The sequence below is a fragment of the Thauera sp. genome (genome assembly GCF_035444905.1).
Classification (GTDB): domain Bacteria; phylum Pseudomonadota; class Gammaproteobacteria; order Burkholderiales; family Rhodocyclaceae; genus Thauera.
Genome location: NZ_DAOMPS010000083.1, coordinates 1 through 11364, shown reverse-complemented (window position 1 = coordinate 11364; position 11364 = coordinate 1). Strand labels below are relative to the sequence as shown.

Genomic DNA, 11364 nt, shown 5'->3' with positions numbered 1-11364 from the left:
CCGCTGACCTCTTGCATGCCATGCAAGCGCTCTCCCAGCTGAGCTATACCCCCGTCACCGAAGAGCGCGCATTATAGGCTGGACATCCTGCTCTGTAAACCCCTTTTTTGATCTTTCCCATACCCCACATTCGGCTCGAACGGCTTGCCTCAGGCTTCGGGGGCGATGAGCTTGCCGGGATTCATCAGTTGCAGAGGATCGAGTGCGCGCTTGATCGCGCGCATGAGCTCCATCTCCACGCTGGACTTGTAGCGCAGGATCTCGTCACGCTTGAGCTGGCCCAGGCCATGCTCGGCGGAGATCGAGCCTCCCAGCTCACAGACCAGGTCGTGGACGATGCGATTGACCTCGGGCGTACGGGCGATGAAGGCCGGATTGTCCTCGGCGACGGACTTGGACAGGTTGTAATGCAGATTGCCGTCGCCGATGTGACCGAAGGCCACTACGCGCACATCCGGCCACCGCTCCCGCAGCGCCCTGGCCGCACGCTCGAGAAAGTCCGGGATACGGCTCACCGGCACCGAGACGTCGTGCTTGATGCTGATCCCCTCGATGCGTTGCGCCTCGGAGATGTTCTCCCGCAGCGCCCACAGGGCATCGGTCTGCGCCCCGGAGGCGGCGATACTGGCATCGAGGGCAAGACCGCGCTCGCAGGCGACGCCCAGCACCCGCTCGAGCTGCTCACCGAGTGCGGCATCATGCGCCGGGTCGGAGAGCTCCACCAGCACGCTCCAGTCGTGCGGCGCAGCCAGCGGCGCACGGGCGCCGGGGATGTGGCGGAGGACCAGCTCCAGCGCGCTGCGGCCGACGAGTTCGAACGCGCTCACCCGCTCGCCACACTGCGCTTGCAGCAGGCCGAGCAGGCGCACCGCAGCCTGCGGATCAGGCACGGCCACCCAGGCCGTTGCACGCGCTCGGATCTGCGGAAACAGCTTCAGCACCGCGGCCGAGATGATGCCCAGCGTGCCTTCCGCACCGATGAAGAGCTGCTTGAGGTCGTAGCCTGTGTTGTCCTTGCGCAGGCCACGCAAGCCGTTCCAGATGCGGCCATCGGGCAGCACGACCTCCAGGCCCAGGACCAGCTCGCGCATGTTGCCGTAGCGCAGCACCTGCACCCCGCCGGCATTGGTCGACAGGTTGCCGCCTATCAGGCAGCTGCCCTCCGAAGCCAGGGACAGGGGAAACAGACGCCCGGCGTCGGCTGCCGCCGACTGCACCCGGGCCAGCGTACAGCCCGCCTCCACACAGATCGTGTTGTTGTCGACATCGAGCTCGCGCACGCGTCGCATGCGCGTGAGCGCCATCACCACAGCCCGCCCGTCGTCGAGTGGCGTGGCGCCGCCGCACAGGCCGGTATTGCCGCCCTGCGGCACGATCGGCACCCGGGCCTCGGCGCACACCGCGACCGCCGCAGCCAGCTCGGCCGTCGTCTCTGGGCGGACAATGGCACGCGCGCTGCCGTGATAGCGCCCCCGCCAGTCCGTCAGGAAGGGCGCCATCTCCTGCGCATCGGTCAGCACATTCGCCGCCCCGACTCGTTGCTTCAACGCCGTGATCAGCACACTCATGCCACCCTCCTCATTCCCCGCCGCCAACCAGCTCGCGCAGCAGCGGGCGCACCCGCCCCACCGCGGCCTCGCCCTCGGCAATGGCCTCGTCGGCACGATGGTAGTCCATCAGCCCGAGCTGACTCACGCGCGGCGCGATTAGCACGTCGGCCGGCTCACCGGCCAGGCGGCTGCGGGCGATGCGCACCTGCATGACGTTGATGCTCGAGCTGATCACCGACACGAGCGAGGGCAGGTTGTCTGCCGGGGCAGAAGAGCCCGGGCGCAGGATGGCATCGAGGTCGCCCTGCGCGATGCCGAGGCGCGCCAGCACGCGCTCGGTCCACCCCGCCTCGGTCTCCTCCTCGGGCGCCGGTCTCACCGCGCTGCGACGCACGGCGCGGCCGACCATGTCCGATCCGAGATCGACCGCGATCACGACATCGGCCCCCATCGCCCGGCACAGCGACACCGGCACCGGATTGACCAGGCCGCCATCGACCAGCAGGCGGCCGTGATGCATCACCGGCGTCATCAACCCGGGGAGCGCGATCGAGGCACGGACCGCCGCTGCAACACTGCCGTCGTGCAGCCATATTTCGCGACCGGTGGACAACTCGGTGGCGACGCAGGCAAAACGCAGGTCGAGCTCGGAGAAGTCGCGGTCGATGAAATTGCGCTCGAAGAAGCTGATCAGCTTCTGACCCTTGATCAGACCACCGCGCAGGGACACGTCAAGCAAGGACACGACGTCCTGCCACTGCAGGGTTTCTGCCCACCGGATGAGCTTGTCGAGATCACCCGAGGCTGCGGCCGCACCGACCAGCGCACCGATCGAGCAGCCGCTGATGACCTGTGGAACGATGCCCTCCGCGGCGAGCGCACGCAGCACCCCGAGATGGGCCCAGCCGCGCGCAGCACCGCTACCGAGCGCCAGTCCGATGACCGGCCCGCGGCCATCACCACCGGATGACTCGAGACTCAATGCCCCCAGCACGGCGGCCGGACTCATGCGTCACGACTCCGCGCACGCATGAGCGAGGCCCTCAGTCCAGCCTTTCGGCGTAGAGGTCATGCACATCGCAATCGGTGATGCGCACGCGCACGAAATCGCCGGGAGCGAGACCTTCGCCATCCGGGATGATGACGAGACCGTCGATGTCCGGTGCATCGCCCGGCGAGCGGGCCAGCGCGCCTTCCTCGTCAACCTCGTCGACGAGCACGGTCATCTCGCGGTCGATTCTGGCTTCGAGGCGCTGCGTCGAGATGTCTTCCTGGAAGTCCATCAGGCGCGCACGGCGCTCCTCGCGCACCTCCTGGGGCACCGCGCCGGGCAGCTCGTTGGCCGCCGCGCCTTCGACCGGCGAGTAGGCAAAGGCGCCGACGCGATCGAGCTGCGCTTCCTCGAGGAAATTGAGCAACAGCTCGAAGTCTTCCTCGGTCTCGCCGGGAAAGCCCGTGATGAAGGTCGAACGAATGGTCAGATCCGGGCAGATGCTGCGCCACTTGCGCACGCGCTCGAGCACGTTCTCGGCATTGGCCGGACGCTTCATCGCCTTGAGGATGCGCGGGCTCGCATGCTGGAAGGGCACATCGAGATAAGGCAGGATCTTGCCCTCGGCCATCAGCGGGATCAGATCGTCCACGCTCGGGTAGGGATAGACGTAGTGCATCCGGATCCAGATGCCGAGCTCACCGAGCGCCTTGGCGAGGTCGAACAGGCGGGTCTTCAGCGGTCGGCCGCCCCAGAAGCCGGTGCGGTACTTGACGTCAACGCCATAGGCGGAGGTGTCCTGCGAGATGACGAGAATCTCCTTCACGCCGGCGTCGGCCAGCGCCTCGGCTTCGCGCATCACCTCGTGGATCGGCCGGCTGACGAGATCGCCACGCATCGACGGGATGATGCAGAAGGTGCAACGGTGGTTGCAGCCTTCGGAGATCTTCAGGTAGGCGTAATGCTGTGGCGTGAGGCGGATGCCCTGCGGCGGCACCAGGTCGGTGAACGGATCATGCGGCTTGGGCAGGTGCTTGTGCACCGCGTGCATGACCTCTTCCGTCGCATGCGGGCCGGTCACGGCGAGCACCTGCGGATGCGCGGCGAGGACGACGTCGTCCTTGGCGCCGAGGCAGCCAGTGACGATGACCTTGCCGTTCTCGTTGAGCGCTTCGCCAATGGCGTCAAGCGACTCCTCGACCGCCGCATCGATGAAGCCGCAGGTGTTCACGACCACCAGATCGGCATCGTCATAGCTGCCAGAGATCGCGTAGCCCTCGGCCCGCAGGCGGGTGAGGATGTGTTCGGAGTCGACGGTTGCCTTCGGGCAGCCGAGGGAGACGAAGCCGACGCGCGGCACATCCGGGGTTTTGAAAGTCGTCATGCGTAGAAATGCCTGTCCGCGGTCGGCCTGCGTGCGTTCGGCAAGCCCGACGCACGCGGGGTTTACTTCTGGTTGTCGCCCTTGCCCGTCGCCGACGGCTCGGCCGGCTTGCCGTCCTCGGGCTTGACGTAGTTCGGGAACTGGAAGCCGGTGAACATGTTGCGCGTCTGGCTTTCGAGCTGGCTCTGCATCTGCTCGAACATCTTCTTCGACTGGTCGACGTAGGCGCCCATCATGCTCTGCAGCGCGGGCCCCTGGAAGTTGAGGAACTGCGCCCACAGGTCCTGACCGACCGGGCTGTTGTCACCGTAGATCGCCCGCGCCTGGTCCTGCAGCTTGCCCTGCATCTCGGTGAACGCCTTGATGTTGCTCTCAAGGTACTTGCCCATCATGCCCTGCATGGCGTTGCCGTAGAAGCGGATCATGTGCGCGAGCAGATCGCTGGTGAACATCGGCGCCCCCCCTGCCTCTTCCTCGAGGATGATCTGCAGCAGGATGCTGCGCGTCAGATCTTCGGCAGTCTTGGCGTCGACCACCTGGAACTCCTCGTTGTTGAGCACGAGCTCCTTGACATCGGCCAGCGTGATGTAGGAGCTCGTGCGCGTGTCGTACAGGCGACGGTTCGGGTATTTCTTGATGAGGCGCTGCTGTTCCGGCATTTATCCATCTCCTCGGCGGCGGTCGATCCCGCTCTTGGTTACGTCGGGATTATATCGCGGCGCGAAAACGAAACCCCGCCATTCGACGGGGTTCCGTGATTTCACGCATGCTGCAACGCAAGAATCAACCCATGTGCAGGCCGCCGTTGATGTTGATCGTGGCCCCCGTGATGTAGGCCGCCTTGTCGGAGGCAAGATAGGCGCACAGGTCGCCGATCTCGTCGGGACGACCGAGGCGCTTCATCGGCACGGTGTCGATGATGCCCTGACGGATGTCCTCGCGAATCGCCATGACCATGTCGGTACCGATGTAGCCCGGGGCGATCGCGTTGACGGTGACGCCCTTGGTCGCCAGCTCTGCGGCAAGCGCCTTGGTGAAACCGAGCACGCCGGCCTTGGCCGTCGAGTAATTCGTCTGCCCGGCCTGACCCTTGACGCCATTGACCGAGGAAATGTTGATGATGCGGCCCCAGCCACGCTCGGCCATCTTGGCGGAGACGTGATGAGTGACGTTGAACAGGCTGTTGAGATTGGTGTTGATCACCGCATCCCAGTGGCCCTTTTCCATCTTCGGGAAGAACTTGTCGCGGGTGATGCCGGCATTGTTCACAAGGACGTCGATCGGGCCGACTTCGGCTTCGACCTTCGCGATCATGACCGCGCAGGACTCATAGTCCGAAACGTCACCCTCGGCAGCCACAAAATTGAAACCCAGGTCACGTTGCGCGGCCAGCCAGCCTTCCTTCTGGTCGAAGCCGGGCAGGCAGTTGGCGACGACCTTCATGCCATCCTTTGCGAGCGACTGGCAGATCGCAGTGCCGAGTCCGCCCATGGCGCCGGTGACGAGTGCGATTTTCTGGGACATCTGGACATCCTTCTGGAGCAGTTTTCGATGCCGAGTTTTCACGCCCAGCGGGCAGGAAATCGTTCCGGCGCTTCATGCCGCAGCGCATCAGCTGCATTGCGGTTTCATTATAAACACTGTTGACAAGAGCTGTTGCGTCGCAATAAAGAATGTATTCATGCACCCAAAAGGGAAGCGCCCCTTGCGGGGCGCTTCGAGGTACGGCTCGTTCCTGCCCGACGGGGCTCAGAACATGTGCTGGCCACCGTTGATCGAGATGTTGGCGCCGGTCACGAAGGCCGCTTCTTCCGACGACAGGTAGGCGACCAGGCCGGCGATCTCCTCGGGCTTGCCGAGACGGGAAACCGGGATCTGCGGCAGGATCTTGGAGTCCAGGATCTCCTGCGGGATCGCCATCACCATCTTGGTGCCGATGTAGCCCGGCGAGATGGTGTTGACGGTCACGCCATTGCGGGCCACTTCCAGCGCCAGCGCCTTGGTGAAGCCATGCATGCCAGCCTTGGCCGCAGCGTAGTTGGTCTGACCGAACGCACCCTTCTGGCCGTTGACCGAGGACACGTTGATCACACGCCCCCACTTGCGCTCGACCATTCCGTCCACGACCTGCTTGGTCATGTTGAAGACGGAGTCGAGGTTGGTGCTGATGACAGCATCCCAGTCGGCCTTCGTCATCTTCTTGAAGGTCATGTCACGCGTGATGCCGGCATTATTGACCAGCACGTCGACCGCGCCGACATCCTTGGTCACCTGCTCAACGCAGGCCTTGGCAGAATCGAAGTCCGCCACGTCGCAGGGGTAGGCCTTGAAGCCGTAGCCCATGTTGTTCATGGTCTGCAGCCATTCCGAGGCCTTGGTGTTGCCCGGCGAGTGCGTCGTCACCACCTTGTAGCCCAGCGCGGCGAGCTTGATGCAGATCGCCTCACCCAGACCACCCATACCACCCGTTACCAGTGCAACTCTAGACATTGTTCTCTCCTCTCCCTAAACGGGGACTCTGTTCTTAGGGCGGTCCAACAGCACAACGACAGCGCCCGCCCCCAACCGCTGTCGCCAGTAAATCTAAGACGCGATGATCAGGCGCGCTCCTTCACGTAGCGCCCGGGCGCGGGCTCGATCGGCTCGTACTTGGTGCTGCCGAGACGACCGCGCGCCGCCACCGGCTTGCCGCCGTGGGGACGCAGCCACTCTATCCAGTGCAACCACCAGCTGCCCTTGTGCTCGCCGGCGCCGTCCAGCCACTCGTCGGGATCCGTCGGCCGGCCCTCGGCCGTCCAGTAGCTGCGGCGGTTCTTGCTGGCCGGATTGATCGCACCGGCGATATGACCGCTGGCACCGAGCACGAAGGTGGTCTCGCCACCGAGCAGGTTGCGCGCCAGGTACGCGCTCTTCCAGGGCACGATGTGATCCTCGCGTGCCGCCAGCAGATAAGCGGGGGCATCGACCTTGGCCAGGTCCACCTTCTGCCCCAGCATCTTCAGCTTGCCCGGCACCCGCAGGTTGTTCTCGAGGTACATGTTGCGCAGGTACCAGGTGAGGAACGGGCCCGGCAGGTTGGTCGAATCCGAATTCCAGTACAGCAGATCGAAGGCCGGCGGCCTGTTCCCCTTGAGGTAGTTGCCAACCACGTATTGCCACACGAGATCATTGGCGCGCAGGAAGGAGAAGACATTCGCCAGTTCCTGCCCCTTGAGCACGCCGCCCTTGCCGATGGCGGCCTCACGCGCGGTGACGCTGGCCTCGTCCACCAGGCAGCCGAGCTCGCCGGCATCGCTGAAATCGAGCAGCGTGGTCATCAGCGTCAGGCTGGCAACCGGATCCTCGCCGCGCGCACGCGCCACCGCCAGCGCCGAGGTGAGGATGGTGCCGCCGACGCAGAACCCAAGCACGTTCGGCTTCTTGACCCGCGTCACCGCGCGCACCACCTCGAGCGCCGCGAGCGGCCCCTTCTCGAGGTAGTCGTCCCAGCCGAAGTGCCCCCCCGTGTCCGGGCGCGGATTCTTCCACGACACCAGGAACACCGTGAAGCCTTGCTCGACGATGAAGCGCACCAGCGAGTTCTCGGGCTGCAGATCCATGATGTAGAACTTGTTGATGCAGGGCGGCACGATCAGCAGCGGCGCCTGCGCCACCTTCTCGGTGAGCGGCGCGTACTGGATGAGCTGCATCAGCTCGTTCTCGAAGATCACCGCACCGGGCGTCAGGGCCAGGTTGCGCCCGATCTCGAAGGCCGAATCGTCGGTCATCGAGATCCGACCCTTCTCGAGGTCGGCCATCAGATTCTGCACCCCGCGCGAGATGCTCTCGCCCTTGGTCTCGATCGCAGTCTTGATGAACTCGGGGTTGGTCGCGGCAAAGTTGCTCGGCGACAGGGCGTCGATGTACTGGCGCGTCAGGAACTGGATGCGTGACTTGGCCCGACCGTCGGCAATCGGCATCGCATCGGCCATCTGGCTGAGCAGCCCGGCGTTCAGCAGGTAGGCCTGGCGCAGATAGTCGAACACCGGACTCTCGGACCATTCGGGTGCGGCAAAACGCTTGTCGCCGGGCGGCGGCTGCACGACCTCAGGCCCCGCTTCTCCCGGTTTGCGCGCGAGCATCGAGGACCACAGCTGGGCGTGCTTTTCGGCATAGGCCTTCTGCAGCCCGGCCAAGGCCTCGGCTTCGGGCAGGGGCAGCTTGGTCGCGGCAACACCCGAGGAGTCCTGCATGGCCACATGCTGGCGCGCGAGCATTTCAAAGAAACCCTTCGTCATTGACTGGCCCGCGTCGAGCATTGCCTGCACGCCCGGCGGCATCGCCTTGCCCGCTGAATCCGACATCCGAATCTCCTGATCCTCTCGGCAGCGACGCATCGTCGCCGCATGCTGTTTTGTAGTGTGCGACAGGCCTCGGTGGGGTAACACCGGCGTTAGAATCGCCGCATGTACCTGATCCCGATCGCCTGGCTCTATGTCGCCATTCTCGTCGCCATCTCCGAAGACACGATTGTCGCCGGCGTGCTGACCTTCATCTTCTGGGGTCTGGCTCCGCTCGCGCTGTTCATGTGGATCTTCGGCACCCCCGCAAGAAGACGGCGCCAGAGGGAGCGGGAAGCCATGGACCGCAACGATAGAGCCGAAACGGGCCCCGATCAATAGCTTCGCGCCATGCGAGGCCGATGGGGACACCCCGACCCCGGGAACATTCAGCGCGCCTTGAGCCAGATCAGCGAAGCGAAGCGGCCGGTCACCCGATCACGGCGGTACGAATAAAACTGTTGCGGCGACGCAACCGTGCACAGGCCGCCGCCGTCGATCCGCGTCACGCCGGCGGCCTGCAAGCGGCGGCGGGCAAGCAGGTAGATGTCCGCCAGCCACTTCCCCGCCCCGGCGCCGGCAATGAAGGCCCTCGATGCCCCCGCATCCGCGGCCACGAAGCTGGCACGGACCTCGTCGCCCACCTCGAAAGCCTGAGGCCCGATCGCCGGGCCAAGCCAGGCACGCAGGCTGCTTGGCGCCACACTCATGCGCGCGACCGTGGCCTCGAGCACCCCGGCTGCCAGCCCACGCCAGCCCGCATGAGCCGCCCCGACGACGGTGCCAGCATCGTCGCAAAGCAGCACGGGAAGGCAATCGGCCGTCAGCACCGCGCACACCCGCTGCGCGCTGTGCGCGACCGCCGCGTCGGCCTGTGGCACGCCGGTGGCGCAGTCGGCATCGGCCACCGCGCAACCATGGACCTGATCCAGCCACAGCGGCTCGGCAGGCAGATGCGCCCTCAGGCGGGCACGATTGCGCGCCACTGCGTCCGGCTCGTCGCCGACATGGCTTCCCAGGTTGAAGCTCGCGAATGCGCCTGTACTGCAGCCGCCCGCGCGCGTCGTGATCAACGCACCGACGCTGGCGGGCAGGGCCCAGCGCGGCCGCAATAGCCCGCTCGCCACGACATCGAAGGCTTGCGTATCGAAACGGCTCATGCGGAGTGCTCGCGCAAACGCTCGAGCAGCAGCGCAAAATCGACCGCCATCGGCACCTCCCAGGCCATGTCCGCCCCGCTCGCCGGATGCTGCAGGCCGAGGCGGAAGGCATGCAGCGCCTGGCGCGGGAAGCCGTCGAGCAGGGCCTCGCCGCTGCGGCGCTGACCGTACACCGCGTCGCCCACCAGCGGATGACCGAGGTGCGCCATATGGACGCGGATCTGGTGCGTACGCCCGGTTTCCAGACGGCACTCGAGCAGTGTGCAGCGCGCAAAGCGCTCGCGCACCAGGTAATGGGTGAGCGCAGGGCGACCATTGCCGACGACCGCCATACGCGTGCGCTGGCTCGGGTGGCGCCCGATCGGCGCATCCACCGTCCCGCCCGCGCTCAGCACGCCCTGCACCAGCGCGGCGTAATGCCGCCTGACGCTACGCGCCTGCAACTGGCGCACGAGCTCGGTCTGCGCGGCGAGCGTCTTCGCCACCACGAGTAGCCCGCTGGTGTCCTTGTCGAGACGGTGCACGATGCCGGCACGCGGCACCGCTGCCAGCGCCGGATCATGATGCAGCAAGGCGTTGAGCAGGGTGCCGCTCCAGTTGCCGCTGCCCGGATGCACGACCAGGCCGACCGGCTTGTCGATGACGAGCAGGTGTTCATCCTCGAACACGATCGCGAGCGGGATGTCCTCGGGGTGTTCGGCGGCGAGCTCGGGCGGATGGGGCACATCGATGTCCACCCGCTCGCCCCCCCAGACCTTGCGGCGGACGTCGGGCACGCCGCCATCGACGAGGACGTGGCCCTCCTTTACCCATGACTGCAGGCGGCTACGCGAATGCTCCGGCAGCAGGCGCGCCAGCGCCACATCGAGGCGCAGGCCGCCGAGCTCGGCAGGGATCGTCAGCGCGTCGCACGAGTCGTCGTCGTCCGCTGGGATATAATCGGCGCGTTCATTCACGCGAGTGTCTTCAATGGCCAGGTTCACCCTCGGAAGTTTAACGGGAAAAGTCGCGCTCATTGGCGCCCTGCTGCTCGGCGGCTGCGGCCTGCTCCCCGAGCAGGTCGATGAGACGGCGGGCTGGAACGCCCAGCGACTCTACTCCGAAGCCAAGAGCTCCATGTCCGAGGGTGGCTACGACCGCGCGATCACATTGTTCGAGAAGCTCGAGGCCCGCTATCCCTACGGCCGCTTCGCCCAGCAGGCCCAGCTCGAGGTCGCCTACGCCTATTACAAGCAGGGTGAACAGGCCTTGTCCCTGGCGGCTGCCGATCGCTTCATCAAGCTGCATCCCAACCACCCGAACGTCGACTACGCCTATTACCTGAAGGGCCTGGTCAACTTCAACGAAGACCTTGGCCTGCTCGCCAACCTGTCGCGCCAGGACCTCTCCGAGCGCGACCCCAAGGGTGCGCGCGAAGCCTTCGACAGCTTCCGCGAACTCGTCGAGCGCTTCCCCGAGAGCCGCTACGCCGACGACTCGCGGGCGCGCATGCAGTACCTGATCAATTCGCTCGCGGCGCACGAGGTGCATGTCGCGCGCTACTACTACAACCGCGGCGCCTACGTCGCAGCCATCAACCGCGCGCAGACCGCGGTCAGCAACTTCCCGCAGGCGCCGGCCATCGAAGAGGCGCTGTTCCTGCTGGTCAAGAGCTACGACGCGCTCGGCATGACCCAGTTGCGTGACGACTCGGACCGCGTGCTGCGCAGCAACTTCCCGGACAGCGTGTATTTCCGCGGCGGCCCGGTCAGCGACAAGCCGTGGTGGCAGCTCTGGTGAGCCTGCCTCGCAGCCCGCTCTGACCAGTTAACGAAAAAGGCGCCTTTGGCGCCTTTTTCGTTTGAATCAAACGCCCGGTTTGCGCGCATCGAACACGCAGACCGGGCATCCGTCAGCGGCCCTGCATCAGCCGCCGAACTGGGCCTTGAACTGCTGGCGATAGCGGTGCAGCAGTGGCTCG

General features: G+C 65.6%; 11 protein-coding genes. 2 read left to right on the top strand and 9 right to left on the bottom strand.

Features of this window, described 5'->3' with window-relative positions; translation table 11 throughout:
* Window positions 1-149: 149 nt before the first annotated feature.
* The 7 genes from PLC66_RS21100 to PLC66_RS21070 all read right to left on the bottom strand — a co-directional run bounded on the left by PLC66_RS21100 (window position 150) and on the right by PLC66_RS21070 (window position 8268).
* Complete coding sequence (locus PLC66_RS21100; RefSeq protein WP_324544165.1) at window positions 150-1568, bottom strand: FAD-binding oxidoreductase; 1419 nt, start codon at window positions 1566-1568, stop codon at window positions 150-152.
* A gap of 10 nt (window positions 1569-1578) precedes the next feature.
* On the bottom strand, window positions 1579-2559 hold the full coding sequence (gene rssA / locus PLC66_RS21095) for a patatin-like phospholipase RssA (protein WP_324544164.1): 981 nt from the start codon (window positions 2557-2559) through the stop codon (window positions 1579-1581).
* A gap of 34 nt (window positions 2560-2593) precedes the next feature.
* Entirely contained in the window at window positions 2594-3925 is a 1332-nt protein-coding gene (rimO, locus tag PLC66_RS21090) for a 30S ribosomal protein S12 methylthiotransferase RimO (protein WP_324544163.1), read from the bottom strand.
* Between the two features lie 62 nt (window positions 3926-3987).
* The gene (gene phaR, locus PLC66_RS21085; RefSeq protein ID WP_324544162.1) at window positions 3988-4584 is read right to left on the bottom strand and encodes a polyhydroxyalkanoate synthesis repressor PhaR; all 597 of its coding nucleotides are present in this window, start codon (window positions 4582-4584) and stop codon (window positions 3988-3990) included.
* Between the two features lie 124 nt (window positions 4585-4708).
* Window positions 4709-5449 carry a beta-ketoacyl-ACP reductase gene (locus PLC66_RS21080; protein WP_324544161.1) on the bottom strand — a complete coding sequence of 247 codons (741 nt, stop codon included), beginning with the start codon at window positions 5447-5449 and terminating at the stop codon, window positions 4709-4711.
* A gap of 225 nt (window positions 5450-5674) precedes the next feature.
* Window positions 5675-6415 (bottom strand): acetoacetyl-CoA reductase, encoded by a 741-nt coding sequence (gene phbB / locus PLC66_RS21075; RefSeq protein ID WP_324544160.1) that lies wholly within the window; start codon window positions 6413-6415, stop codon window positions 5675-5677.
* A gap of 107 nt (window positions 6416-6522) precedes the next feature.
* Window positions 6523-8268 (bottom strand): PHA/PHB synthase family protein, encoded by a 1746-nt coding sequence (locus PLC66_RS21070; protein WP_324544159.1) that lies wholly within the window; start codon window positions 8266-8268, stop codon window positions 6523-6525.
* A 102-nt stretch (window positions 8269-8370) separates the two neighbouring features.
* On the opposite strand from PLC66_RS21070, the gene PLC66_RS21065 reads away from it, so the two are divergent.
* Window positions 8371-8586, top strand: coding sequence for a hypothetical protein (locus PLC66_RS21065; RefSeq protein ID WP_324544158.1), 216 nt, complete (start codon window positions 8371-8373; stop codon window positions 8584-8586).
* A 47-nt stretch (window positions 8587-8633) separates the two neighbouring features.
* Here the strand turns inward: PLC66_RS21065 and pgeF are convergent, their stop codons facing one another.
* Together pgeF and rluD are read right to left on the bottom strand one after the other, a co-directional pair.
* Window positions 8634-9404 carry a peptidoglycan editing factor PgeF gene (gene pgeF / locus PLC66_RS21060; RefSeq protein WP_324544157.1) on the bottom strand — a complete coding sequence of 257 codons (771 nt, stop codon included), beginning with the start codon at window positions 9402-9404 and terminating at the stop codon, window positions 8634-8636.
* Window positions 9401-10360 (bottom strand): 23S rRNA pseudouridine(1911/1915/1917) synthase RluD, encoded by a 960-nt coding sequence (rluD, locus tag PLC66_RS21055; RefSeq protein ID WP_503012252.1) that lies wholly within the window; start codon window positions 10358-10360, stop codon window positions 9401-9403. The genes pgeF and rluD overlap by 4 nt, the downstream gene beginning before the upstream one ends.
* Before the next feature lie 13 nt (window positions 10361-10373).
* Here rluD and PLC66_RS21050 point away from each other — a divergent pair, with 13 nt between their 5' ends.
* Window positions 10374-11183 carry an outer membrane protein assembly factor BamD gene (locus PLC66_RS21050; protein WP_324544155.1) on the top strand — a complete coding sequence of 270 codons (810 nt, stop codon included), beginning with the start codon at window positions 10374-10376 and terminating at the stop codon, window positions 11181-11183.
* Window positions 11184-11364: the final 181 nt, after the last annotated feature.